Source organism: Vibrio sp. 1F263 (assembly GCF_041439035.1).
GTDB lineage: Bacteria > Pseudomonadota > Gammaproteobacteria > Enterobacterales > Vibrionaceae > Vibrio > Vibrio tasmaniensis_A.
In genome coordinates this window covers 34799-60239 of record NZ_JBGONI010000019.1, presented here as the reverse complement: position 1 = coordinate 60239, position 25441 = coordinate 34799, and the positions used below count along the sequence as shown (strand labels likewise).

Here is a 25441-nt window from a genome sequence, read left to right as displayed (position 1 = left end):
TTCAGGCCTTTGATAAATTGAAAATTACGCTCTGCTTGTAGTAGAAAGCAGCGCCCCAGCACCGATAAAGACACCACCAGTCACACGATTAAAAACCTTGGCTCTACCTTTAGCAAACAACCAATTTGATGATTTCGCACCTAGGTAGGCATAAACCAGTAACCAAGACAATTCCATCACAACGAAGGTCAAAGCGAACACCAAAAATTGAGGAAATAGCGCTATCGATGGGTCAATAAACTGAGGAAAAAGTGCGGTAAAAAACAGGATAGCTTTTGGGTTACTCGCACCAACAATAAAGCCACTGACATAATGCTGTGCAGCGCTTTCTTTAACAGGTTGAGAGCCGGCTTGTTGATTCGATAACTTGTCGTAATCTTGCTGACTCGATCGTAACGACTTCCAACCGAGATAAATAAGGTAAGCAGCCCCCGTCCACTTAATGATATTAAACACCACTTCTGACGAAGCAATGATCACCCCTAAACCGGTAAAAGATAACGTAAGGATTCCGGTAATGGCAGTCACGCTACCCAAGGCGGTAAATATCGATAACTTAAAGCCAGATTGCACACCCTTAGTCATGCACAACAAAGAGCTTGGCCCTGGTGATGCCGTTAAGATCAACACCGCTAGCAAATAATAAATCCATGTATCAAAGGTCATCGCGAATTCTCCTTAACTCACTAAAACGACTAAATATTGAGCACCAATATGTAATAGCTATTCATATTAAGCAACTAAATATTGAGCACATTCACTCTGTGCTGTTTACTTATCCCTTAAATTTCGGCAATAAAAAACGCCATGCATTGCTGCATGGCGTTTAAATTCAAACGTTTCAAATAGAACGTCTTATCAGGTTCTAACCTTAAGTTTCCAGCCTAATCTCTAAGCTAAATTCCTAAGCTAACGACTAACAGTAACCTAGTCTTTGTAGATAGAGAACTCATCCGCGCAAGCAACAAGCTGCTCACGAGTGATCATGAATACGCCATGACCACCGTTCGAGAATTCAATCCAAGTGAATGGAATCTCTGGGTACTGATCCATCATGTGAACCATTGAGTTGCCCACTTCACAGATAAGAATACCGTCGTCAGTTAGGTAGTCAGGTGCGTTAGCTAAGATGCGACGAACCAATTTCAGACCGTCAGTACCCGCTGCTAGGCCAAGTTCTGGCTCGTGAGTAAACTCATCTGGCAGGCTGTTCATATCTTCTTCGTCCACGTAAGGTGGATTCGATACAATCAGGTTGTATTTCTCTTTTGGCAAGTCACGGAAAAGATCTGAACGAATTGGAAACACTTGCTGCTCCATGCCGTGATCTTGAACGTTCTGCTCTGCAACTTGCAATGCATCTGTAGAGATATCAATCGCATCTACTTCTGCGTCAGGGAATGCATGAGCACAAGCAATAGCAATACAACCACTACCTGTACACATATCCATGATGCGAGTTGGCTCTTCAATTAACCAAGGTTGGAATTGAGCTTCGATCAGCTCACCAATTGGAGAGCGAGGCACAAGAACGCGCTCATCAACGAAGAACTCAAGGCCACAGAACCAAGCTTTATTGGTTAAGTAAGCCGTTGGTGTACGCTCATTGATACGCTTGATTACGCGCTCAACAATACGCAGACGTTCGCTACTTGTTAGACGAGAGTTCATCACATGCGAAGGAACATCAATCGGTAGATAAAGAGTAGGTAAAATTAGTTGTACCGCCTCATCCCACGCGTTATCAGTGCCGTGACCATAAAATAGGCCCGCTGCGTTAAAGCGACTAACAGTCCAACGAATCACATCTTGAAGCGTGTGTAGTTCTGATACCGCTTCTTCTACAAAAATCTTATCCAAAATTGTCTCCGAAAAGCGCTACAATACTGCTAATTACGTTTCTAATTAGAATTCATAACCTGATGAGCAAAAAAGACACCGACTTCGATGACGATTTCGCCCTGTTCAACGATGCAGTAAAGGGCGTTAAAAAGTTGCAACAGGATACCATAGTCCAGCAGCCAAAAAGAAATGCCAAGCAAAAAGAAATTACTCGAACGGCAAGACAAGCCAGTGATAGCGAGTTTTATTTCTCGGATGAGTTCATTCCGCATCTTAGCGAAGAGGGGCCTACACGTTATGCGCGCGATGATGTCTCTAAATATGAGGTGAAGCGCTTACGTCGTGGTGTCTATGTACCGGATGTATATCTTGATATGCACGGTATGACGCAGCAAGAAGCCAAACGTGAACTTGGCGCGATGATTGCGCACTGCGTTAAAGAGAGCGTAGCTTGTGCCTGTGTACAGCACGGCATTGGTAAACACATCCTTAAACAGAAAGTGCCTTTGTGGTTAGCACAGCACCCAGATGTGATGGCTTTTCACCAAGCACCTTTAGAGTTCGGTGGCCATGGGGCGCTACTGGTTTTACTTGCTATCCCAGATAAATAGCCATCGACTTGCTCTTTATTCTAAAAAGTACGTCCAGCACCTTGTCGTTTGGTCGAAATAATCCGTTAGAAACAACAAAGGGCATCTCAATAATCATGAGGTGCCCTTAAATTTATCTTGAGAAAACGGTCTCAGCTATGGATTAATGTTCCAAAGCAACTCGCCTTTTTGTTTTTCAAGGTCGAATTCAATACACGCTAGCCCTGAGGTTGGGAACATAGGTGGCGCCATGCCCGTCGCAAATTCAGCCGTTAAATAGCCCACTAGAGGTAAATGAGAAACAAATAAAATGGTCTCTAGCTTTTCTACTTCAGCCATTGCTATGGTCAAATCAAACACATCGTCAGACATTCCGTAAGGCGTAATATCATCACAGGTTTCTACTTTCTTTCCAGAAAACGCTTGAGAGATTTCTAACCACGTTTCTTGTGCCCTCAAGTATGGGCTCACAAGCACTTTATCGAACTGGCTAAACCCTTGCTCATTTGCAGCTTGAGCTACCGCAAGAGACGCCATTTTACCGCGCTTCGTTAACGCACGTTCTGCATCCGAGTTAGCAAAATGTTCTGCTTCACCGTGGCGCATTATGAATATTTTCATGTTCAGTCCTGTCTACGTAACATTTCGAAAGTCGATATATCCCATATCAGCGATACGCTACTTAGCGTTTGGCTCTCAAACTAGAGAAACCGCAGTCTATATAAATAATTATATCAAGTCACTTGCTAAAGAGTTCGACTTTCTTAACAATCTTATTAAAAGAAAATAAATCACTGATAAAAATCGATAAAAGTGATTTAGAAGTCGCCAAAAAGCACTTCATATCCCAAAATATGATCGCGAGGTTTGCACCTTAAATCATCGCGTACATAATTTAAAAACCACCTGCTCTGGAGATGCATCTGTGCATTTAAGCCCTAATGATGAACATCAATACCGTTACATAACATTGGATAACGGGTTGAGAGTACTGTTAGTTCACGATCAGAACGCTCAAAAAGCTGCAGCCGCACTCGCCGTTAATGTCGGGCATTTTGATGACCCTACAGACCGAGAGGGTTTAGCTCACTACTTAGAGCATATGCTATTTTTGGGAACTGAAAAGTATCCAAAGGTCGGAGAGTTCCAAAGTTTTATCAGCCAGCATGGCGGTAGCAACAACGCTTGGACAGGAACCGAACACACCTGCTTCTTTTTTGATGTTGAATTGAATACCTTTGAAAATGCACTCGATCGCTTCAGCCAATTTTTTACCGCCCCCCTGTTCAACGAAGAAGCCTTAGACAAAGAACGCCAAGCCGTTGATTCAGAGTATAAAATGAAACTCAACGACGACTCGCGACGCTTGTACCAAGTGACCAAAGAATTGGTAAATCACTGTCACCCATTCTCGAAGTTTTCTGTCGGTAATATCGATACGTTGGGTGACCGAAACGGCGAGACGATTCGACAAGAGATCTTGGCTTTCCACCAGCAGCAGTACTCTTCAGACTTAATGACACTGACGCTGTCTGGTAATCAATCATTAGACGAGATGCAAAGTTGGGTTGAGGAGCGTTTTAGCTCGATTACCAACCACCAACTACAAGGCAAGAAGGTTGAAGTACCGATTGTTGGCGAATTAAGCACGGGGGTACAAGTACACGTTAAACCGATCAAAGAAGTGCGCAAACTTATCTTAACCTTCCCAATGCCAAGCATGGATGAACACTACGGTATTAAACCATTATCGTTCTTTGCACACCTTATCGGTTACGAAGGCGAAGGCAGTTTGATGATGCAACTCAAAGAGAAAGGCTGGATTACTTCCCTCTCCGCAGGTGGCGGCGCAAGTGGCAGTAACTATCGTGATTTCACAGTCAGTTGCTCATTAACCATCGAAGGTTTAACCAAAACCGATAACATCATCCAAGCGGTGTTCCAGTACATTAAGTTGATTGAACAACAAGGTATTGAAGAGTGGCGTTACCTCGAAAAACGGGCTGTTCTGGAATCAGCCTTCCGCTTTCAAGAGCCCTCAAGACCACTTGATGTCGTCAGCCATCTCGTTATCAACATGCAGCATTACCAAGAGCAAGATGTGGTGTATGGCGATTACAAAATGTCGCATTTCGACGAAGAGTTACAACGTTCTCTGCTTCCTTACTTAACCGTCGACAACATGCGGGTCACCATTGTTGCTCAAGGGTTCGAATATGACAGAGAAGCGAAATGGTACTTTACGCCCTATTCGCTCACACCATTTAGCGCTGAGCAAGTTCAATGCTTTACATGCATTAACCCCGGCTGGCAGTTTGAGCTCCCAAGCAAAAACCCATTTATTTGCTACGACTTAGACCCTGCTGAACTCGAAGGTGACGCTAAGCACCCACAACTGTTAGAAGAGCTGGACGGCTTTAAGTTATGGCACCTTCAAGACCATCAATTTCGAGTGCCAAAAGGTGTGGTATATATCGCTATAGATAGCCCACACTCAGTTGCCACCCCGAGAAACATCGTTAAAACGCGCTTGTGTGTAGAAATGTTCTTAGACTCGCTTGAAAAAGATACGTATCAAGCTGAGATTGCTGGCATGGGCTACAACATGTATACCCATCAAGGTGGTGTCACACTTACTCTGTCTGGATTTAGCGAGAAACAGCCACAGCTGCTCAATATGATTCTTGAACGTTTCCAAGCACGCGACTTTAGTTCAACACGATTCGAAACGATTAAGCATCAATTGCTCAGAAACTGGAATAACGCATCGCAAGACCGTCCTATTTCTCAGCTATTCAATGCGATGACGGGAATCTTACAGCCAAATAACCCGCCCTATTCCGTTTTAATTGAAGCGCTGGAAACAATAGAAGTCGACGAGCTTTCTTCTTTTGTTCAAGCTATTTTGGCTGAACTGCATGTCGAAATGTTTGTGTATGGTGACTGGAAAAAAGCCGATGCGAACAAGATGGCTGAAACGCTAAAAGATGCATTGCGTGTTCAAGATCAGTCTTACGAAGAGTCACTACGCCCTTTAATCATGCTGGGTGATAATGGTAGTTTCCAACGCGAAGTGGTCTGTAATCAAGATGATTCAGCCATCGTGGTTTACTACCAATGTTCAGATATATCACCTACAAATATTGCACTGTATTCATTGGCAAACCACTTGATGTCAGCCACTTTCTTCCACGAGATTCGTACTAAGCAGCAGCTAGGCTATATGGTTGGCACTGGTAATATGCCGTTGAACCGACACCCAGGTATTGTGTTGTATGTGCAATCGCCTAATGCAGCCCCAGCAGATCTGTTGGCTTCCATAGACGAGTTCCTCAATGCCTTTTACATGGTATTGCTAGAGCTTAACGACTATCAATGGCACAGCAGTAAACGCGGTCTTTGGAATCAAATTTCAACGCCAGATACCACCTTGCGTGGTCGTGCTCAACGCTTATGGGTTGCGATAGGCAATAAGGATTTGGAATTCAATCAGAGAGAGCGTGTCTTAGAAGAGCTCAAAGGTCTAACTCGCTCAGACATGATGCGCTTTGTGGTTAGCCAACTTAAACCTCGTACAGCGAATCGTCTGATTATGCATGCGCACGGCAACGCTCATAATGAAGAAGAGAAGTTGTCGGTAGGTGTTGAGATAGGCTCAATTGATGAGTTTCAGTTGCGTCCTAAAGACTGTGAGCTTGGTTAGTCGTTGTTAGTAAAAAGATCAGAAGGTTGATGTGAAAGCATCAACCTTTTTTATTGAATGCGGCACAAGAGCAGATCTCCTATTACGCTCCTTCGTCGCTTTAGGAGATGACGGTAGTTTTGATTGAGGTGTGTTGACCACCTTCCGAATCAACACAATAGCTTACTTGTTACATCTCAATCGTCATTCCAAAAAAGGAGAAACGACTGAGTCGGGAATCTCCTTCTTTTGCATACTCCCATAAAAATGAAGCCCGCATCAATTGCTTGATACGGGCTTTATAATCAAAGTGCTAGAAAGTTACTAATAGAAAGAGTTACTTGTAGAAAGACTCATCCAACCCTGCACGTGTCAGTAGGCCATCACATGGCGCGAAACGATCACCGTACTTTTTAGCGAAATCGTTCATCATCTCTACCAGTGACTTAATACCGAGTTGATCCATATAACGGAACGGACCACCTAGGAATGGCGGGAAGCCGATACCGAAAATAGCACCAATATCGCCATCTCGCGGGCTACGGATAATGCCATCATCCAAACAACGAACCGCTTCGTTGAGCATAGGCAGTACACAGCGCATTGCGATATCGTTGTCGCTTAGCTTAGGTTCAGGTTGCAGCTTAAGCAGCTTGTAAACTGACTTATCGACTTCCTTCTTTTTACCTTTGTAAGTGTAGAAACCTTTGCCTGTCTTACGGCCTTTACGGTTGTCATTCAAAAGAATGTCGAACACATCAGGGCCTTGGAAACGTTCGCCTAATTCATTGACCAGAATCGGGATGATCTTCGCACCGATATCAACACCCACCTCGTCTAACAAAGTAATTGGGCCTACCGGGAAACCGAAATCCAACAATGTGCTGTCGAGCTTTTCAATCGGCTCATTTGCCAATAACAGATGCGCCGCTTCATTCATGTACGGAGCAAGGATACGGTTCACGTAGAAACCTGCCGTGTCTTTAACAACAATCGGCGTTTTACCTTGCTTCTTCGCTAATGCAACCACCGTCGAAATCGTCTCTTCTGACGTTGTTTCATGAGGGATGACTTCTACTAGTGGCATTTTTTCTGCCGGGCTGAAGTAGTGAAGACCGACCACGTTTTCTGGTCGCTGCGCCTTCTCTGCAATTTTGTGGATTGGCAATGAAGATGTATTCGTCGCAAAGATAGTCTCTGACTTGGCATTGGCTTCAATGTCTGCAACCATTGATTGCTTAAGGTCGAGATCTTCAAATACCGCTTCAATCACAACATCAGTATGGTTAAAGCTTGTAAAGTCGATGCCACCAGAAAGCTGAAGCATCTTACTTTCAAGGCCAGCTCGGCTCAGAATACGACGTTTACGCTGCTTATCGAACAACTTGTAGTTGTAGTTAAGCGCATTGAGCACACCTTCATTAGACACATCTTTAATACGAACCGGGACTTTCGCTTTAGCAACACTGACGTGGCTGATACCAGCGCCCATAAGACCACCGCCCAATACACCAACACGCTTAACCGCTTTCGGTTCTGCGTCTGCGCCGTGCTCTTTTTTCATTTCAGTCGTTGCAAAGAAAATCGAACGAAGGGCTTTGGATTCTGCGGTCATCACCAATTCAGAGAAACGCTTCGCTTCGTACTGAAGACCTTTATCAAAGCCGTTCTCTAAGCCATAACGAATCACATCAAGAATCGCATCAGCGGCTGGGTAATTGCCGCGTGTTTTCTGATTGGTCTTCTTTGAAGCCTGTTCAAAAATAACCTTGCGACCAAGACCCGTACGTGAAATTAGTTTTTCTTTGGCCGAAGCTTGGCTTTTAGACGCCAAGCGCTTACCTTTTTTCCCGCCTGAGTTCTTTTCAACAAAGCTCTTAGCAACTTCCAGCAAGATAGTTTCTGGCACACAAGCATCCACGACACCTAGCGATTTCGCTTTTTTAGCGCGCAGTTGCTTACCCGTAAGAATAAGGTCAAGAGAAGGCAGTAAACCGATAAGACGAGGAAGACGTTGCGTACCACCAGAGCCGGGTAACAGACCAAGCTGAACTTCTGGCAAGCCAAGACGAGTCTTGTCTGAGTCTGTACATACGCGGTAATCACACGATAGTGCCAGCTCTAAGCCACCACCTAAACATGGGCCGTGAATCGCTGCGACAACAGGATAAGGTAAATCAGAAAGCGCTTGGAACATCTCTTGCCCCTGACGAGCGAGAGATTGTGCTTCATCAGCCGTTTTGCAGGCATCAAGCATTCGAACATCAGCGCCAGCAATAAAATTATCTGGCTTCAATGAATGAACGATTAAGCCTTTAACTCGGCTTTGCTTTTCCTTCAACTGCTCGAAGATTGCTTTCATTTCTTCGGCAAACGCCGCTTGTAGCGTGTTCATTTTTTCGTTTGGTACATCGATCGCAAGCCATGCAATATCTTGGTCATCGATAGTTAAAGAAAACGCGGTCGCCGGTTTTACGGCTTCATCGTTTGAAACCGTCTTATCACTTTTAGATACAGTCACTGGCTTTGAATCCGTTTTTTTGACTGCTTTCTTTTCTTTTTTCACATCAAGAGTCGTAGACATTATTCCACCTCCAAGATCATTGCTGCACCTAAGCCACCAGCCGCACAAGCAGTATTCAATGCTAGGCCACCACCACGACGTTTAAGTTCACGCAGTGTCTGAGTCATCATACGCGCGCCAGTCGCTGCAAACGGGTGTCCGTAAGCAATTGAGCTACCCAACACGTTGAACTTCTCCATATCAATCTCACCGATCGCTTTGTCACGGCCAAGATTCTTCTGAGCAAATTCATCGCTTGCGAACATTTTGACGTTAGCCAGAACTTGAGCTGCAAACGCTTCATGCATCTCGATAAGTGTTAGGTCTGATAATTCTAGTCCTGTGTTCTTCAATACTTGAGAGGTCGCGTACGTCGGCCCCATCAGCATATCCGTTTCAACACCAATCGCTGAGAACGCGTAACCACGAATGTAACCAAGCACTTCTAAGCCTAGCTCTTTCGCTTTTCCTTCGCGCATCAACATCACTGCGGCACCGCCATCGGTGAGAGGCGTGGCATTGGCTGCCGTTACACTGCCGTATTGTCTGTCGAATGCAGGGCGCAATTTAGCGTAACCTTCAACCGTCGAGTCGTGGCGAATGTTGTTGTCTTCTGCTAAGTACTTTTTATAAGGCGCGGGGAATGCCGTCATCACTTCGTCTTTAATCTTGCCTTCTTTCCATGCTTGAGAAGCCAAAGAGTGAGAACGGTGAGCAAGTGCATCTTGAGCTTCGCGAGTAATACTATGTGTCTTAGCCATCTGCTCAGCAGTTTGTCCCATAGACAAACCTGTCGAGTATTCTGCGACTGCTGGTGGTACTGGCATCAAATCTTTGACTGAAAATGTTTTAAGAATCTTCAGTTTTTGACCTATGGTTTTCGTTTTACTCAGTGCTAATAAATTCGCCGCTAACTTTTTCGAAACACCGATTGGCAATACAGAAGAAGAATCCGCGCCGCCCGCAATACCAACATCAATCGTGCCAGCCATAATGCTCTCGGTCACGTTGACTGCAGCTTGGAAGCTAGTCGCACATGCTCGCGTCACACTGTAGGCATCAGTATTAATGTCCATACCTGTACCCAACACGATTTCACGTGCAATGTTCGGTGCTTCTGGCATTTGCACTACTTGGCCGAACACGACTTGTTCGATAAGCGCAGGATCGACATCAGTTCTTGCAAGCATTTCGCTCACCACCATTTTGCCTAGGTCAACCGCAGGCACTTGGCTAAATTCTGTGCTCTGACGAGCGAATGGGGTTCGTAGTCCAGCGACAACGGCAACACGTTCTCCAGAACGCGTTTTGACTTCCTGTTTGCCCATGGTTTCTCCTTAAGGTTAAGAGGTCTGACCTGAAGCATTGTAAACAAGTTGTTAATTAAATCAAACAGGCGTTTAAATAAACGTGATACGAGTATCCCACTGCTTGAAAATCTAACTGAACATTCAGGCGAACTTTTTTGAGGGAAAGGTTGTCGTAAGATACTAAACTATTGCAAGCAAAGCTGTTATCGCTATGTAAGGGATGTTTTTCTTAAGGCAAAAAAAAACCACACAAAACTGTGTGGTCGGAATGTATATAAAGCAATTAACTTAACGCCAATTGAAATAATCAGTTTCCTGATTAGGAGAAAGTAAAGTCAGCCTTCAAAAGGAAGTGTCGTCTTGCTCAACATGCTAGCCACGAATGACTAACTAGACGACAAGGTGTACTATAGCGTTTTCGAGGGCTTAAATTTTGAAGTAGATCAATTTTAATGTGATTTTACGACTTCCTGCCGACGTTAGCCCTAAAAACGAAACAGCATATATAACGAAGCACAACGTATAGAAGACAGCTATACGCAGAGCAATTATGGAGGCTCGTGTGTCAATAATAAAAATGTTTGGAAAGAAAACAGCCAAGCGTCCGGTCAACTCTGATATGGACAAACAAAGAAAATACGAAGCACTCGTGCGCGCCTATCATCGTGACCTCTTTCGCTATGCCTATTGGCTATGCAAAGACAAAAGCATTGCCGAAGATTTAGTTCAAGAAACTTGCCTTCGTGCATGGAAGTCACTCGATAGCCTACAAGATGAAAAAGCCGCAAAGTCATGGCTGATTACTATCTTGCGCCGCGAGAATGCTCGACGTTTTGAACGCAAACAATTTGATCTGGTTGATATCGACGATCATGGTAACGATGCTAGCATCAGTGATGACCCACATCATCAACACCAATGGTTGCAAGCGCAGATCATGAAACTTGAAATCGAATACCGTGAACCCCTCTTCTTACAAGTGATTGGTGGTTTTAGTGGTGATGAGATCGCCGATATTCTCGATCTTAACAAAAATACGGTGATGACACGTTTATTCAGAGCTCGAAATCAGTTGAAAGAGATGCTGGATACAGAAGAGGCAGAAAGGGGGCAACATAATGGATGATTTGGAATTTCGTCGTCGTGTATTGTCGGAACCTAAGCAACGTACACAAGACATTATTGATGCAGCAGCGAATAGTGAAGCCAATAGTAATTTCTTAGACGATGTACTATCACTTGATAAGCAAATCCATTCAGCATTGAATGTGGATGTGCCAGACGATCTGGCAGATCGTATCCTATTCAATCAGACCTCAAGCGAAGAGAGCAAAGTAGTAAGGCCTACGTTTGCTCGACGAGCGATGGCAATGGCTGCTTCTGTGGCATTCGTTGCAGGTTTATTGGTTGGTCAAGTCAACTGGGGCAACGCGTTGGTATCTCCAGCTCAAGCAAGCTTGGCGGATACTGCAATGAAACATGTTGTTGATGAAAAGAGCTTCGTTAGTGCACTTGATGAAAATGTATCATCTCAACAAATCAACGCAAAAATGAACCCGTTTGCTTTTCAGTTTGATGAAGCCTTCCCTTACCACGTCTATTACCTGAACCACTGTGGTTTTGGCAAATCCAACGCAATGCACATGGTTTTCCAAGGCGAAAAAGGCAAAGTCACGCTGTTTTTAACTGGCATTCCGACTGACAAGTCTATCGACTTTGATGAAAAAGGCATGTCAGGCTCGGTAACACCGATCGATGGCAGCAGTTTGATCCTTGTAGGGGAAGATGGCGAGGATGTCTCTAAAATCGCCGAAAAGCTGACAAAAATGATCAAACCAATGAGCTAATTTGCTCTCAAAGCCCCGTAACAAAAGGCCCAGCAAGTATATCACTGATATTGCTGGGCTTTACTTATCAATAAATCGCAAAGCCATTCACCACACCAATACCTCTAGAGTTAAAACTCTAAAAAACAGCATTTCTCTCCATTTTCGTGCCAGATAGGCGTCATTTCCATAATTTTACCCTCAAAATTTCCAATGGTCGGATTTGTATATCGTATACTTCCGAATAGGATCAGCCAACATTGAGCAATTGCTCAAATTAATCGCCCTGTAGAGGCGGATATATAAAGGAATAAATGAATGACTACCAACAACACGCGTCTGTTTAAAAAGTCTCTTTTAGCAGTAACAATCACACTGGCATCTTCGCAAGCGATGGCAGCAGGTTTCCAACTTAACGCACAATCAGCAACCGGCATCGGCCGTGCTTTTGCTGGTGATGCAGTAATCGCAGATAACGCGTCAGTAATGGCACGTAACCCTGCAGCAATGGCACTATTTGATAAAACTGAGCTATCTCTTGGTTTTGAAAGCATCACTTCAATGATTGAAGTCAACGACGTTAACTACGTTGGTGGTCAAGTGCCAGTAAATAATACTGATGATGTAGGTGATACATCTATCGCGCCTAACATCCACTTAATCGTTCCAGTAAATGATAAATTTGCTTGGGGTATCAATGCCTACTCAAACTTCGGTACTAAAACAGAGTTTGACGACAACTACCCGGCAGCTGAATACGGTGGCTTAACGGATGTTAAGAGCGTCAACTTTGGTCTTGCAGGTTCTTACCGACTAGACGACCAATGGAGCTTCGGTGCAGGTTTAGACCTTATTTATGGTCAAGGTACGATGAAACGTACCGCTGGTGCTGGTTTTGGTAAAGGAAATCCATCTAAGGGAATTCCACCGGCAGGCACCTCTTTATTAAACGTCGACAAAGCTGATGGTTGGGCTGTTGGCTTTAACGTTGGTACTGTTTATGAGCTAGATGAAAACAACCGTTTTGGTATAGCGTACCGTTATAGCCCTGAAATCACCGCTAAAGATGACAAGGGCCAAGAAATCACGCTACCACTACCAGACATCGCTGAATTCTCTGGTTTCCACAAAATTGAAGATACTAAGTTCGCAGTTCACTACTCTGTACAATGGATCGGCTGGGGTGACTTCGACCAGATCGAATTTAGAAACTTAGATCTAGCAACATCACCAGTTGGTGGGGCAAATGGTAGCTACAATAAAGAATACAAATGGCAAGATGGTTGGCACTACGCAATTGGTGGTACTTACTACCTAAACGATACGTGGACACTACGTACCGGTTACATGTATGACACCAGTGCGCAAGACGAACTGACATCTATCTCTGTTCCGGATTCAGACCGTCAGTGGTTCTCTGCTGGTTTCACTTACCACATTGATACCGCTTCAAACGTAGACTTCGGCTTTACATACTTGTTAGGTGACGATGTGAAGGTTTCAGAAACCTCTTCAGGTACACCACTAACAGCGACGACACATGCTGATGCAATCCTATTAGGTCTTCAGTACAGCCGCAGCTTCTAATATAAAGTTAGCTATAATCCCAAAGGGTCGCATTGTGCGACCCTTTTTTGTTTTCCTAAACCACTGACCAACCTAAATTTAAGCTTACAACTGTAGCCTGCAGAGCAAATATACAGCTACAGGTGTACGCTCAAACTTCGCAACACAGCCGAAACATTTAGATGATTTCTCTAATAATTAAACACATTTGCTCATTTAATCCCTAAAACACTGTTTTATTCGAATTTCATTTTTAAAGTAATAACTCTAAAAGTAGAATCACGCCACTAAATACTTATGATTCAGTGAACATAATAATGAAAATGAATAAAACTCTTCTATCTGCTGCAGTGGCAGTTGGATTACTTTCGACTTCTACCGTAACTAACGCGGCAGGTTTTCAACTAGCAGAATACTCAGCAACAGGCTTAGGCCGTGCTTACGCTGGTGAAGCAGCAATGGCTGACGGTGCAGACGCGCAATGGCGTAACCCTGCTATGCTGACTTACCTAGAAGGCACACAGGTTTCTGTTGGTGGTATCTACGTTGACCCAAATATTGATATTGAAGGGACTTCTACAACTCGCAGTGGTACAACAGCATCAAACTCTAGTGACTTCGCGCACAGTGCTTTTATTCCAAACTTTTATGCTTCTCATAAGTACAACGAAAAATTTGCGTTGGGTTTTGCTGCAGGCACAAACTACGGTATGGCAACGGACCTAGGTAAAGACTTCGGCGGTGCAAACCATGGTAACGAAGCAAGTGTGACTACTATGGAGCTGAACCTGAATGCTGCATACCAAGTGCTAGAGAGTGTTTCTATTGGTGGTGGTGTACGTTACATCATGGCTGAAGGTAGCTTTGGTGCGACTGCTGCTTCTACTTTACCTGTGGGAACAACTCTGAAATACATGGAAGGTGATGATACAGCATGGGGTTGGCAAGTTGGTACCGCTTGGGACATTAATGAAGACAACCGCCTTGGCTTTACCTACAAATCAGAAGTTGACCTGACTTTAGAAGGCTATGCGAAAGGCTTTGGTTTCAACCCAACAAAACCAGAAGCACACAAAAGTGGTTCAATGGACCTCGCTCTTCCGGCAACAGCTGAACTTGCTAGCTTCCACCAGCTGACAGACACTGTAGCGGTTCACGCAAGTATTAACTGGACGAACTGGAGCAGCTTTAAAGAACTTGTTGCTGATTTCCCTGGCGAGAAAAGCGTAGAGATCAAGCAAGAGAACTGGGAAGACAACTACCGTTTTGCAATCGGTACGACTTACCAAATGACACCTAAACTAGCACTGCGTTCTGGTATTGCCTACGATACTTCAGCGGTAAGCGAAGAACACCGTACTGCGACGATCCCAGAAACAGACCGCACTTGGTTAAGTATTGGTGCGGGCTACCAATGGTCTGAGCAGCTAACTCTGGATGCTGGCTTCACTTACATTCTAGCGAAAGACGCGAAAATGCATGAAAAAGATCCAAAAGCAGATTACTTTGGTGGTAGCTTCGAAGGCGAAGTGACAGGCAGCATCTGGTTAGTCGGTATCCAAGCTAACTACCGCTTCTAGACTGGTTACCTAATTACCTACTTACCTTCTTACCGAAAGGTAGAAAAGTAGAAAAGTAGAAAGCATTAAAAAGGCTCGATGTTGAATTAACATCGAGCCTTTTTCTTATCTGCTTATCTAAGCTTTGTATTTAGTAATCTTCGAGATACTCATCAATGAAATCTTCCTCCTCAAGATCAACCTCTTCTGGCTCGATCTCAGCTTTAAAATCTTGACGTTGGATGTAAATATCACGAGTCAGAGCATATGGATCTGGAGAGTCATCTAATAAGGCTTCTTGCGAGGCCAACTGAGCACGTGTTTCCATACCTTCAAAGGCCCACTTCCCTAACTTTGCCCAAAAGGTAAACAGAGACAAAGGTACATATAAGCTATCCACTTGCTCTGTTACTTGTCGGGTCGTCACAGGGCCATATCCCGGCAGCATAAAATACGGTCCATTCCCTACCCCATAATGACCAATCGCATCAGAAAACGACTTTTCGTCATATTTGGTGATCCCCGCTTCGCTAGCAATATCAATCAGACCAAGAAGACCAAAGGTAGAGTTAATCCAAAAACGATTGAAATGATCAAGCGCTTTCCCACCATTACCCATAATGAGATTATTGAGCATACTTGATGGCTCATCTAAGTTGGCTAAAAAATTGGAAATACCAGAGCGAATTGGTACAGGGGTATAGTCAACATAGGCAAGAGAAACAGGTCGAACCAAATAAGGGTCGAGATACTCGTAGTTGATATCCCACATCGCTCGGTTGAAACCTTCAAAAGGGTCGTTCGGATGGGACTCTTCGACATATTCAGAGGTTTCGAAATTATCACCGCCATTGCTTTCATCTGGTACGCTCGAACAACCTACCGTTAAGCTTGCGATGAAGAGTAAACTCGAAAGTCTTAAAACACTGATAGACATATCACCTTTTCCATAAGGAATAATAAAAAAGGCCAGCAATCGCTGGCCTCAATTGGTTGCGTAAGTCTATACCGTTTTTTAATAAATCGGAATAGCTAACACCTATGCAAAGTAATGATTAATATTGCTTATTGATATCAATGGTAACTGGGGCACCCAGTTCAACCACTTCACTTTCACCGTACCAATCACCGTCTCGAGTTGAAACGTTACCATCTGTATCAAGCCTAGCTCTAACCATTAGAGTTTCAAGGCTGGACAGCTTCTGCCCTTCCAACATGCTGTTGCCATCATCAAGAACGACAGTACGAGGGAAAGTTCCTAGCGGATAACGAGCCGCAGCAATCGGCATTGGTGAGCCGTCAGCTCTGTGCACTGATACAACTAACACTGAACTAGGGGCAGCATTCACATCACCAGATAATTCAAGCGTTACAGCAACAGTTTTACCTTGGTCAACGCCCATAGCATTGCCCATTTTCTTCTGTGCACTTTCAATACTGCGCGACAACATTTCATAGCGACTGTCTTGTGGACCAATCATCTGTTGCATGATGCTCCAGTACTTAACAGCACCTGGGTAGTCTTGACGCTCAAACGCATCAAACGCTAGCAACGAGAACACACGAAGATCAACATAGTCGTTTTGAATCAAACGGCTCAAAATTAAACGAGCTTGGTTTTGATCCGCATCATCAGGTGAAAGCATCAATGCTTGTGCATAACCTAGCTGAACATCTTCATTCTTTGGCTCAAGCTTGTAAGCTCTTTGCATCGAATCTTTCGCAGTTTCCGCGTCGCGGTTAGCCAATGCAATACGACCTAATAGTAACCAACCTGTCGAATCTTTTGGTTGATAGTGCAGACGAGTACGAAGTGCCAGAGTCAAATCTTCTAGTTCATCATCCGTTAATGCACCACCTTCCGATGACATTAGCTTTTTAGACAACTCAGGAAGGTTTGAACTCACTTCTTGCCAGTGTTGGACTTTATCCAGAGCACCAAACTGAAAGTACATACCATATGTAACAACCACGACTAGGACAATAGATGGTACTACGACGCCCAATGTTGAGATTTGGGTCTTCTTCATCTCTTTCTGCGCAGGTACATCATCAAGTAGAGACTGTTTCAAATCAGCGATCAGCTCTTGTTGGTTATCAACAAGGCCTTCTTCTGCTTCTACTTCGAGCTCAACGAGACGATCTTTATAGAATGCTTTGTTCAACTCGTCGCGAAGCATTTCATCATTGTTCGCCTTCTTATTTATGAAGGGCAGAACAATTAAGAAAATAGCTGCTAGCGAAAGGATAATGGTAGAAATCCAAAATAGAGTCATTACTTCTTATCTCCGTCGTTCTCTTCATCGAGTAACGCTTTTAAACGAGCTTCTTTGTCTGCATCCCAGTCTTTATCTGACTCTACTGCTTTCGACTTTGACTTTCGGCTTCGTAAAATGATCAAACCGAAACCAAACACGACTACCGCAAACGGACCAACCCAAAGGATTGATGTGGCTAATGTGAGTGGTGGGTTGTAAGTAACAAAGTTACCGTAGCGAGCAATCATGTAATCAATGATGTCTTGCTTCGACTTGCCATCTTTTGTCATTTCATACACTTTTTGGCGTAAATCAACCGCAAGCTCTGCGTTCGAATCACCAATGGTGTTGTTCTGACATTTAGGGCAACGCAGCGTGTTGCTTAGCTCTTTGAACTGCTGCTCTTGATCAACGGTATCAAATTCATGAAATTCGATAGGCGCAGCAGAAACAGTCGCCGAAATAGCAAATGTAGCGAATAGAGCAATCAGTGTCTTCTTAATCATTTCGCTTCCTCCAACAACTCTTGGTACATCGGCTCAAGCGTCGATGCCCAGTTAGTTGGGTTCACGTCACCAACATGGCGATAACGAACTACGCCGTTAGCATCAATGAGGAAAGTCTCTGGAGCGCCATACACACCAAGGTCAAGACCTAGCATGCCGTTACCATCGAACAGGCTGATCAAGTATGGATTGCCCAGCTCTTTTAACCAACCTACCGCTTTATTGCGATCATCTTTGTAGTTAAGGCCAATAATCTTAACGCCTTGACCCGCTAACTTATTCAAGTAAGAGTGCTCTGCATAACAAGTAGGACACCAAGTCGCCCACACATTTAGAAGCAGTGGCTCACCTTTAAAGATAGCTTGATCATGGAACTTACCCGGTTGCTCTAAGTCTTCTAAACCGAACTCAGGTACTGGCTTACCAATCAATACCGATTCAAGTTTAGTCGGGTCATCACCCGACTGGTTACGCATCAATTGAGTCGCAAAGATTCCAGCTAGAACCATGAACGCAATCAATGGAATGAATAAAATCTTCTTGTTCATTCGAATTATGCCTCCTGCTCTTTAGTAGACTTTTTCGTTGGCTTACGGAAGCGGTAACGACGGTCACTGATAGCAATAACACCACCAATCGACATAATCAGAGAACCAGCCCAGATCCAACGTACAAATGGTTTGTAGTAGATACGCACAGCCCAAGATTTATTGTCGTCTAAACGCTCACCCATTGCGATGTAAAGGTCGCGCGTTACGCCACGATCAATCGCCGCTTCTGTCATCATCGACTTAGCGGTTGTGTAGAAACGTTTTTCAGCGTGAAGCGTGTTGATGTATTTGCCTTCTTTGGTAATTTCAAAGTCAGCAATGTAACCATCGTAGTTAGGGCCATCTTTGTCACGAACTCCTGTAAACAGGAAGCTGTACTCTTCAAGTTGGTAGCTTTCACCTGGTGCTAAGCGTACGTCACGTTCGATGCTGTAGTTTTGCACCATCGCAATACCAATCACTGTCACGGCCAAACCAATGTGACCACACATCATCGCCCAGTGGCTACGAGGTAGCTTAGTCAGGCCTTTCAGGAATGTATGACGGTGTGTCGCACGTTCATGAAGCTCAAAGCCATGCATGAAGATAATCCAGAATGCCATTACCCAACCAGCAAAAGCGGTACCGCTGAAACGGTCAGCCAAAATCGTAACCATTAGCGCACTTAAGCCCAGTGAGAATACACCTGAGATCAGCATAGGTTTAACGAGCTTAGATAGGTTGTCACGTTTCCAACGGATCAGAGGACCGATACCAAGTAAGAACGAGAACGGGATCATTAACCAGAAGAACAACATATCAAAGAATGGTGCACCGATAGATACCGAGCCCAAGCCTAACTGTTTATGAACTAATGGCAGCAAGGTACCAACTAACACAACCACAAGTGCAGCAATCAATAGGATGTTGTTGCCGAGTAGCGCGTTTTCACGAGAAACCAAATCGAAGTTACCACGTACACGAACCGATGCGCCTTTAACAGCAAACAACAACAGTGAACCACCGATAACGAACACTAAGAAACCTAGAATAAACATACCACGGGCAGGATCCGACGCGAATGCGTGAACCGATACCAAGATGCCCGAACGAACTAAGAATGTACCTAGTAAGCTTAGTGAGAATGCAGAGATAGCCAGCAAGACTGTCCAAGCTTTAAATGTGCCACGCTTTTCGGTTACCGCTAGTGAGTGCATTAGAGCAGTACCAGCTAACCAAGGCATGAATGAAGCGTTTTCTACTGGATCCCAGAACCACCAGCCACCCCAGCCAAGTTCGTAGTAAGCCCACCATGAACCAAGTGCGATACCTACTGTTAGGAATAACCAAGCAGCGATTGTCCAAGGACGAGACCAACGAGCCCATGCCGTATCTAAACGACCGCTCATTAGAGAAGCGATTGCAAAAGAGAACGCTACCGAGAAACCTACATAACCCATGTAAAGCATTGGCGGGTGAATAATCAAACCCGGATCTTGCAGTAGTGGGTTCAAGTCACGGCCATCAACAGGGAAGAAAGGCAATGTACGTAAAAACGGGTTAGACGTTACGATAATGAACAGCAAGAAGCCGACAGTAATTAAACCCATAATCGCCAGTACGCGAGCCACAGACTCTTGAGGCATACCACGACTAAACGTTGCAACTGCTACCGTCCAACCCGCTTGGATTAGAACCCAAAGCAGTAGTGAGCCTTCATGAGCCCCCCAAACCGCGGTAATTCGGTAGTACCAAGGCAGTTGGCTATTCGAGTTACTTGCTACGTATTGAATCGTAAAATCATTTGTGTAGAACGCGTAACACAAGATAAAGAACGAAATCGCTAGGAATCCGAACATACCCCACGACAGCGGTCGTGCACTGTTCATCAATAATGTGTTATTTCGAGCGGCTCCATACAGTGGGAGCACGCTTAGCAGCAGTGCAAGTCCCAAAGACAGGATCATCGCAAAATGGCCGATCTCGGCTATCATTGAGCATTTCCTTCTTTTTGTTCAGTCGTGTATTGCAAAGGCTCATGAGTTTTCTTCATTGCTTCAGCAACTTCAGAAGGCATATATTCTTCATCGTGCTTTGCCAACACCTCAAACGCTTCAATTGTCGTTGCATCCTTAAGGACACCTTGAGCAACAATACCTTGGCCTTCACGGAAAAGATCAGGAAGGATGCCATCATATAGAATCGTCACTTTAGGGCCTACATCAGCCAAATCGAAGCTTACACGCAATGATTCATTGTCACGGCTTACAGAGCCGACTACAACCATGCCACCAATACGTAAGCGTTGACCCACTTCAGGTTTTTTACCATCTTTGCCGTTGACGAGCTCAGTTGGCGTGTAGAACAGATCCATGTTCTGGTTAAGTGCATAAACCATCAATCCAACAGTTGCACTAATACCAAAAAAGATCGCTAAGATAATGCCTAGCCTCTTTTTGCGTCTTGGGTTCATAGAGTGTTCTCCATATTTTTTGCTGCATCAATACGAGCTTGACGGTCAATCTTAGCTTGTACTTCATTTAATAATTGCTTACCACGACGAACGCTTACGACCAGTAAAATGATCATCGCGAGGAATGTGATTCCAAATGCACTCCATACATATGAGGCGTAGCCACCCATGGCAAAGAAATCACTCAGAGATTCAAAATACATAATTACCTACCCTACTACGCTTTATTAGCCGCTAGCTTGCGAACCCATGGACGGTGACTCTCTTTACTGATGATTTCGTTTCTAAAACGAACCATAGTCACAGCACCAAAGAAAAAGGCAAAACCGAAGATGTTAAGAAGAAGCGGCCATAGCATGTCACTTGAAATAGAAGGCTTATCAAACTTAGTAATTGTTGCGCCTTGGTGGAGTGTGTTCCACCACTCTACTGAAAAGTGAATGATAGGTAGGTTGATGACACCAACGATGGCCAAAATACCGGCTGCTTTTGCTGCGGTTTTTTGGTCATCAAACGCATGGTGCAGTGCAATAACACCTAAATATAGGAATAGAAGAATCAGCTCTGAGGTTAAACGTGCATCCCAAACCCACCAAGCACCCCACATTGGTTTACCCCAAACAGCGCCAGTTAGTAACGCAATAAAGGTAAATACAGCACCGATAGGCGCCATAGCCAACGCAGCCATGTCTGACAGCCTTACCTGCCATACCAAACCGATAAAGGCGGCAATTGCCATCGACATGTATACACCCATAGACCAAATTGCAGACGGAACATGGATATAGATAATTCGGAAGCTATCGCCTTGCTGGTAATCAGAAGGGGCAAATGCAAGCCCCCATACAGTACCGGCGGATAGACACAATAGCGCTAGGATCGAAAACCATGGCAGAAGTTTACCAGCAAGCTGATAAGAGGTTTCTGCTTTGGCGTAGGGATGGAGCCATTTCCACATGTTGTAATCTCACTCTTACTTCATATTGCTTACAGCTATCACAGCTATAATTATTATAATTTATTTGGCTTACAGCTTCTTTCAGTGACTCTAGGAGTTTGAAGGCTTTAAATAGTTCACTTTGAACATGCAAAGTGCTGGTGAGTGCGTAGTTAATCTTAACCAGGTCATTAACTAGTTAACACTCACTCTCAGTGCTGCACTGATGGCAAATGGGGTGAGCGTCATCGCGCCCATTAACATTGCCCCTAACACCGCTAATTGTCCGTTATACGCAACGCCTAACGCTGCGGCATCAATCGCTGATGTAGCAAATATAAGAATTGGGATATACAACGGCAAAATAAGCAGACTTAACAGCACACCACCTTTTTGTAACCCAACCGTTAAAGCCACACCAATCGCACCAATAAAGCTTAATGCAGGCGTACCGACCGATAACGTTAAGACTACCGATAACCAAGTATCGAAATCCAAGGACAGCAGTACCGCCAACAACGGACTGATCAATATTAATGGTAACCCTGTCAATAACCAGTGCGCTATGACCTTGGACAAGACTACCAACTGCAACGGGATGGGCATCAACATCATCTGCTCAAGCGCGCCATCTTGAAAATCATCACGAAACAAACGCTCTAAAGAGAGCAATGCAGAAAGCAAAGCCGCTACCCAAACAATACCTGCAGCAATACGTGCAAGTAGGTTTGGCTCAGGGCCGATACTCAATGGGAAAAGGGTGATGACAATAATAAAAAACCACAGAGGGTTAAAGATATCGGCTTGGCGACGAAATGCGATCAATAGCTCACGTCGGATGATCGTTGTCATTGAAGAGATCATATTACTCACCCAACTTTATTTTTCTTAGTTTCGGGCTATCAGCAAACATATCTTGGTGTGTGGTTAATAACACAATGCCACCGTTATCTGCATGCTGAGAAAAAAGAGACTCCAAAACCTTAACACCCTGCTTGTCTATTGCAGTCAGCGGTTCGTCTAGAATCCATAACATTTGCTTACTTAACCACAGACGAGCCAATGCTACACGGCGCTGTTGACCCGCCGAAAGTTGACCTGCAGGCACATCTTCTCGTCCAGCAAGGCCGACTTGAGCCAATGCATTGTAAAGTTCTTCCTTACTCGTTCCACTGCTGTGAATCGATTGATAGAAGCTCAGGTTTTCATAGGCACTAAGCTCGCGTTTTACGCCAGTTTGGTGACCAAGAAAAAGCAAATTTTGGTGATACACATCTCGACTCGTTTCAATGGACTCACCATCCCAAGAGATAGTGCCTTCATCACGATCACCTAAGCCGGTGATAATCCTAAGGAGTGTCGTTTTCCCAGTACCGTTACGACCTTCAACTTGAACCAGCTCACCGGGTTTCAATTGAAAAGACAACGATTCAAACAGAACCCTGTCGTCACGAATAGCAGTTAAATTTGAGACTTCTAGCATAGGTAAATTTAGTCGAGTAATGAGAGGGCTATAGTAGCACACCAATAAGGTGACAAAACAGGACTAGGCGTTTTCGAAAGAACAAACTCCGTAAGAAACTGTTACCACCGCATCACAATTTACACATTTTCATCAACAAACAAGATATTGCATTAGATACAAATACTTATAAACATCGTTCTATATAGGTATAACAGGCACAAAAAAAGAAGCCGAAGCTTCTTTTAAGAGGTGTGCGTGATGAACATCAATTGCTCATTACGCAGTAAGCGCTAAATTTAACGACGTCGAGTCGGGTCTCTGCGATCACGAGAGGATGCAGGTTGTTCATCATACGATGAAGGGTTACTTCTTAACGAAGGGATTTTTTCCTTACCTGCGAGCTTATTCTGCAGAGACATCATCAGCTCAGCTTCTGCCTTAGGTAATTCACACTCTTCGATCAGTTCGTTTATCCCAGCACCAAGCTGAACCATTTTAGTTGCACGTGTATACAAACGCCCATCGGTGTCCGCATGTTCCAACTCAACAATACGTTCATTCAAGTGTTTTATCAGATCTTGCTGTTCCGTCACTTTCTGACCAAGGCCAACCACAACAGAGCGAACTTCAAGTAATTGCTTACTCGATTTTTGAAGCTCTTTGTCCAAGTTACGAACTTGCAGGCGTGACGTATCGATCTGCTTTTGAATTGCACTTTTTACTTTGCTAATCAAAATCACGATGAATAACGTAAAAACCCCAACTCCGACTATCAGAGCAATAGGGTTTAAAGGAAGCGCTTCAAACATTACAGGTGAGCCATCTCATCCCATTCGTCTTCACTTAACAGCTTGTTCAGATCGACTAAGATAAGAAGCTTGCCATCACGGTTACTAACACCTTGGATGAACTTAGCACTTTCATCAGTACCAACACTTGGTGTCGTGTCGATTTCAGAAGAACGCAGGTAAACAACTTCAGCAACGCTATCTACTAAAATGCCAATAACTTGACGCTCAGACTCAATAACAATAATGCGTGTGTTATCAGTGATTTCACCTTGCATCAAACCAAAACGAGAACGAGTGTCAATAACAGTAACAACGTTACCACGCAGGTTGATAATACCTAAAACGTAGTCTGGAGCACCCGGTACTGGAGCAATCTCGCTGTAACGCAATACTTCACGTACTTGCATTACATTGATGCCGTAAGTTTCTTCTTCTAGTTGAAATGTCACCCATTGAAGTACTTCATCATTTGTTTGATCTTTTCTTACTTCAACTTCACTCATATGAGACATAGATAATCCTCTTGCCGTCGTTACCGACCACTGTTGTTAACTTGATGCTTATATTGTACCAATCGTAGTACTAGCCCAATGCTTTTACGTCTAGCCCTGCATTTAGCATGGCGGTTAATGCTTCAACATGGATCAAAGCACACATTTTTTCTTTTACCATACCAGCGAGCCATGGCCGTTTCCCTGCCGTTTCTCGCCAGCGTACTTTATCTGTATTAAGCAGCTCGGTACCTTTAAGCTCTGTGCTCGCAAGCCCCCACAAGCTTTCGCCAAGCATGACTATATATTGATAATTTTCTTTATAATCATCACATAATAGCTTTTCAGGCATCACCCATTTGGCGGTATCAACCACGTCTAGCTTACTATCTCGATTAGTTTGCAACCCCAAATACCAAGCAGGTTTGCCAATAATATGACTTAACTCTTCAAGGCGATGAATACCCCCGAGCTCATCAAGTGGCACAGCAAACGTCACACCGTTCACATCAAAATACAGCACTTGAAAATCTTCAGTTCTAGCCGTCGTTTCCCATGATGTAAACTGACCGGCTCCACCAGCTTGAGTTTCAAGTTCGGTAAATGGCTCAATTTGAGGAGATTCAAGATCGGGTTCAGTAGCCTTAACTTCTACTTGCTCCGTCTCCAGCGATTCAGCTTGTAACTCTTCAATTTGCTGCGATTCAACAGGTGGCTCTACAGCAATTGATAAATCAGGTTCTGGAAGATCCCAATCTTGAATTTCAGGATCTACAGACACTTGAACAGACTCTACTGCAGCGTCAAACATTTGCATGTCTGCCTGCTGAGCAATTTGCTGTGTGTTCCGATCCATCAACTCATCTAGATTCAGCTCATCGACAACATTAGTCGCTTCTAAACGACTCAGAAGTTTCTGAACATCCTCAAGATTCGGCACTTCAAATTCTGCAGCGCGTATTTCGGCGTAGCTTGAATAATGACTTGTCGTTAATTGTGGCTCTGGCTCTGGCTCTGGCTCTGGCTCTGGCTCTGGCTCTGGCTCTGGCTCT

The 25441-nt window shown here is 44.2% G+C and carries 24 protein-coding genes; 6 read left to right on the top strand and 18 right to left on the bottom strand.

The window, feature by feature from the left end; all coding sequences use genetic code 11:
* Positions 1–24: 24 nt before the first annotated feature.
* Both ACED25_RS13465 and prmB read right to left on the bottom strand, forming a co-directional pair.
* A complete protein-coding gene (locus tag ACED25_RS13465; protein ID WP_009848508.1) occupies positions 25–666 on the bottom strand; it encodes a LysE family translocator in 642 nt (213 codons plus the stop codon).
* 261 nt (positions 667–927) lie between these two features.
* Positions 928–1860: a 50S ribosomal protein L3 N(5)-glutamine methyltransferase gene (gene prmB, locus ACED25_RS13460; protein WP_009848509.1), complete on the bottom strand. Its 933-nt coding sequence runs from the start codon at positions 1858–1860 to the stop codon at positions 928–930.
* Positions 1861–1922: 62 nt separating this feature from the next.
* Here prmB and smrB point away from each other — a divergent pair, with 62 nt between their 5' ends.
* On the top strand, positions 1923–2453 hold the full coding sequence (smrB, locus tag ACED25_RS13455) for an endonuclease SmrB (RefSeq protein ID WP_009848510.1): 531 nt from the start codon (positions 1923–1925) through the stop codon (positions 2451–2453).
* Positions 2454–2588: 135 nt separating this feature from the next.
* On the opposite strand, the gene sixA is transcribed toward smrB, so the two are convergent.
* On the bottom strand, positions 2589–3053 hold the full coding sequence (gene sixA / locus ACED25_RS13450) for a phosphohistidine phosphatase SixA (protein WP_012603460.1): 465 nt from the start codon (positions 3051–3053) through the stop codon (positions 2589–2591).
* Positions 3054–3357: 304 nt separating this feature from the next.
* Between sixA and ACED25_RS13445 the strand changes: the two genes are divergently transcribed.
* Positions 3358–6135: an insulinase family protein gene (locus ACED25_RS13445; RefSeq protein ID WP_371695448.1), complete on the top strand. Its 2778-nt coding sequence runs from the start codon at positions 3358–3360 to the stop codon at positions 6133–6135.
* A 316-nt stretch (positions 6136–6451) separates the two neighbouring features.
* Here ACED25_RS13445 and fadJ read toward each other — a convergent pair whose 3' ends face one another.
* Positions 6452–8698 (bottom strand): fatty acid oxidation complex subunit alpha FadJ, encoded by a 2247-nt coding sequence (gene fadJ / locus ACED25_RS13440; RefSeq protein ID WP_371695447.1) that lies wholly within the window; start codon positions 8696–8698, stop codon positions 6452–6454.
* Positions 8698–10005, bottom strand: coding sequence for an acetyl-CoA C-acyltransferase FadI (fadI, locus tag ACED25_RS13435; protein ID WP_371695446.1), 1308 nt, complete (start codon positions 10003–10005; stop codon positions 8698–8700). Before fadI ends, fadJ begins: the two co-directional genes overlap by 1 nt.
* Before the next feature lie 559 nt (positions 10006–10564).
* Here fadI and ACED25_RS13430 point away from each other — a divergent pair.
* From ACED25_RS13430 to ACED25_RS13415, 4 genes are all read left to right on the top strand, one after another.
* Positions 10565–11113, top strand: a complete 549-nt coding sequence (locus ACED25_RS13430; protein ID WP_009848515.1) for a sigma-70 family RNA polymerase sigma factor — start codon at positions 10565–10567, stop codon at positions 11111–11113.
* Positions 11106–11834: a DUF3379 domain-containing protein gene (locus ACED25_RS13425; protein WP_017104011.1), complete on the top strand. Its 729-nt coding sequence runs from the start codon at positions 11106–11108 to the stop codon at positions 11832–11834. Before ACED25_RS13430 ends, ACED25_RS13425 begins: the two co-directional genes overlap by 8 nt.
* A gap of 297 nt (positions 11835–12131) precedes the next feature.
* A complete protein-coding gene (locus ACED25_RS13420) occupies positions 12132–13400 on the top strand; it encodes an outer membrane protein transport protein (protein WP_371695445.1) in 1269 nt (422 codons plus the stop codon).
* 296 nt (positions 13401–13696) lie between these two features.
* Positions 13697–14959, top strand: a complete 1263-nt coding sequence (locus ACED25_RS13415; RefSeq protein WP_029225615.1) for an outer membrane protein transport protein — start codon at positions 13697–13699, stop codon at positions 14957–14959.
* A 130-nt stretch (positions 14960–15089) separates the two neighbouring features.
* On the opposite strand, the gene ACED25_RS13410 is transcribed toward ACED25_RS13415, so the two are convergent.
* The 13 genes from ACED25_RS13410 to ACED25_RS13350 all read right to left on the bottom strand — a co-directional run.
* On the bottom strand, positions 15090–15875 hold the full coding sequence (locus ACED25_RS13410; RefSeq protein ID WP_012603453.1) for a VacJ family lipoprotein: 786 nt from the start codon (positions 15873–15875) through the stop codon (positions 15090–15092).
* 118 nt (positions 15876–15993) lie between these two features.
* Entirely contained in the window at positions 15994–17214 is a 1221-nt protein-coding gene (gene ccmI / locus ACED25_RS13405; RefSeq protein WP_012603452.1) for a c-type cytochrome biogenesis protein CcmI, read from the bottom strand.
* Positions 17214–17702 carry a cytochrome c-type biogenesis protein gene (locus ACED25_RS13400; protein ID WP_009848521.1) on the bottom strand — a complete coding sequence of 163 codons (489 nt, stop codon included), beginning with the start codon at positions 17700–17702 and terminating at the stop codon, positions 17214–17216. The genes ccmI and ACED25_RS13400 overlap by 1 nt, the downstream gene beginning before the upstream one ends.
* Entirely contained in the window at positions 17699–18250 is a 552-nt protein-coding gene (locus tag ACED25_RS13395) for a DsbE family thiol:disulfide interchange protein (RefSeq protein WP_009848522.1), read from the bottom strand. Before ACED25_RS13395 ends, ACED25_RS13400 begins: the two co-directional genes overlap by 4 nt.
* A gap of 5 nt (positions 18251–18255) precedes the next feature.
* Complete coding sequence (locus tag ACED25_RS13390; RefSeq protein WP_009848523.1) at positions 18256–20226, bottom strand: heme lyase CcmF/NrfE family subunit; 1971 nt, start codon at positions 20224–20226, stop codon at positions 18256–18258.
* Positions 20223–20705, bottom strand: coding sequence for a cytochrome c maturation protein CcmE (ccmE, locus tag ACED25_RS13385; protein ID WP_009848524.1), 483 nt, complete (start codon positions 20703–20705; stop codon positions 20223–20225). Before ccmE ends, ACED25_RS13390 begins: the two co-directional genes overlap by 4 nt.
* Positions 20702–20908, bottom strand: coding sequence for a heme exporter protein CcmD (gene ccmD, locus ACED25_RS13380; protein WP_009848525.1), 207 nt, complete (start codon positions 20906–20908; stop codon positions 20702–20704). Before ccmD ends, ccmE begins: the two co-directional genes overlap by 4 nt.
* 14 nt (positions 20909–20922) lie before the next feature.
* Positions 20923–21663, bottom strand: a complete 741-nt coding sequence (locus tag ACED25_RS13375) for a heme ABC transporter permease (protein WP_009848526.1) — start codon at positions 21661–21663, stop codon at positions 20923–20925.
* Positions 21664–21837: 174 nt separating this feature from the next.
* Complete coding sequence (gene ccmB / locus ACED25_RS13370; protein ID WP_009848527.1) at positions 21838–22506, bottom strand: heme exporter protein CcmB; 669 nt, start codon at positions 22504–22506, stop codon at positions 21838–21840.
* A 1-nt stretch (position 22507) separates the two neighbouring features.
* Entirely contained in the window at positions 22508–23125 is a 618-nt protein-coding gene (ccmA, locus tag ACED25_RS13365; RefSeq protein WP_012603450.1) for a cytochrome c biogenesis heme-transporting ATPase CcmA, read from the bottom strand.
* A gap of 278 nt (positions 23126–23403) precedes the next feature.
* Entirely contained in the window at positions 23404–23916 is a 513-nt protein-coding gene (locus ACED25_RS13360; protein WP_009848529.1) for a DUF2802 domain-containing protein, read from the bottom strand.
* A complete protein-coding gene (locus ACED25_RS13355) occupies positions 23916–24410 on the bottom strand; it encodes a chemotaxis protein CheW (RefSeq protein WP_009848530.1) in 495 nt (164 codons plus the stop codon). The genes ACED25_RS13360 and ACED25_RS13355 overlap by 1 nt, the downstream gene beginning before the upstream one ends.
* A 70-nt stretch (positions 24411–24480) precedes the next feature.
* A partial coding sequence (locus tag ACED25_RS13350) for a chemotaxis protein CheW (protein WP_371692852.1) occupies positions 24481–25441 on the bottom strand: 961 nt, incomplete at its 5' end.

What these genes read in the sequence shown, in the direction of transcription:
- ACED25_RS13360 (WP_009848529.1), bottom strand. Translation starts at nt 23,916, where the DNA reads ATGTTTGAAGCGCTTCCTTTAAACCCTATTGCTCTGATAGTCGGAGTT.
- ACED25_RS13410 (WP_012603453.1), bottom strand. Translation starts at nt 15,875, where the DNA reads ATGTCTATCAGTGTTTTAAGACTTTCGAGTTTACTCTTCATCGCAAGC.
- ACED25_RS13425 (WP_017104011.1), top strand. Translation starts at nt 11,106, where the DNA reads ATGGATGATTTGGAATTTCGTCGTCGTGTATTGTCGGAACCTAAGCAA.
- ACED25_RS13430 (WP_009848515.1), top strand. Translation starts at nt 10,565, where the DNA reads ATGTTTGGAAAGAAAACAGCCAAGCGTCCGGTCAACTCTGATATGGAC.
- smrB (WP_009848510.1), top strand. Translation starts at nt 1,923, where the DNA reads ATGAGCAAAAAAGACACCGACTTCGATGACGATTTCGCCCTGTTCAAC.
- ACED25_RS13390 (WP_009848523.1), bottom strand. Translation starts at nt 20,226, where the DNA reads ATGATAGCCGAGATCGGCCATTTTGCGATGATCCTGTCTTTGGGACTT.
- ACED25_RS13375 (WP_009848526.1), bottom strand. Translation starts at nt 21,663, where the DNA reads ATGTGGAAATGGCTCCATCCCTACGCCAAAGCAGAAACCTCTTATCAG.
- ACED25_RS13465 (WP_009848508.1), bottom strand. Translation starts at nt 666, where the DNA reads ATGACCTTTGATACATGGATTTATTATTTGCTAGCGGTGTTGATCTTA.
- ACED25_RS13400 (WP_009848521.1), bottom strand. Translation starts at nt 17,702, where the DNA reads ATGATTAAGAAGACACTGATTGCTCTATTCGCTACATTTGCTATTTCG.
- sixA (WP_012603460.1), bottom strand. Translation starts at nt 3,053, where the DNA reads ATGAAAATATTCATAATGCGCCACGGTGAAGCAGAACATTTTGCTAAC.
- ccmI (WP_012603452.1), bottom strand. Translation starts at nt 17,214, where the DNA reads ATGACTCTATTTTGGATTTCTACCATTATCCTTTCGCTAGCAGCTATT.
- ccmE (WP_009848524.1), bottom strand. Translation starts at nt 20,705, where the DNA reads ATGAACCCAAGACGCAAAAAGAGGCTAGGCATTATCTTAGCGATCTTT.
- fadI (WP_371695446.1), bottom strand. Translation starts at nt 10,005, where the DNA reads ATGGGCAAACAGGAAGTCAAAACGCGTTCTGGAGAACGTGTTGCCGTT.
- ACED25_RS13395 (WP_009848522.1), bottom strand. Translation starts at nt 18,250, where the DNA reads ATGAACAAGAAGATTTTATTCATTCCATTGATTGCGTTCATGGTTCTA.
- ccmA (WP_012603450.1), bottom strand. Translation starts at nt 23,125, where the DNA reads ATGCTAGAAGTCTCAAATTTAACTGCTATTCGTGACGACAGGGTTCTG.
- ACED25_RS13420 (WP_371695445.1), top strand. Translation starts at nt 12,132, where the DNA reads ATGACTACCAACAACACGCGTCTGTTTAAAAAGTCTCTTTTAGCAGTA.
- fadJ (WP_371695447.1), bottom strand. Translation starts at nt 8,698, where the DNA reads ATGTCTACGACTCTTGATGTGAAAAAAGAAAAGAAAGCAGTCAAAAAA.
- ccmB (WP_009848527.1), bottom strand. Translation starts at nt 22,506, where the DNA reads ATGATCTCTTCAATGACAACGATCATCCGACGTGAGCTATTGATCGCA.
- ACED25_RS13355 (WP_009848530.1), bottom strand. Translation starts at nt 24,410, where the DNA reads ATGTCTCATATGAGTGAAGTTGAAGTAAGAAAAGATCAAACAAATGAT.
- ccmD (WP_009848525.1), bottom strand. Translation starts at nt 20,908, where the DNA reads ATGTATTTTGAATCTCTGAGTGATTTCTTTGCCATGGGTGGCTACGCC.
- ACED25_RS13415 (WP_029225615.1), top strand. Translation starts at nt 13,697, where the DNA reads ATGAAAATGAATAAAACTCTTCTATCTGCTGCAGTGGCAGTTGGATTA.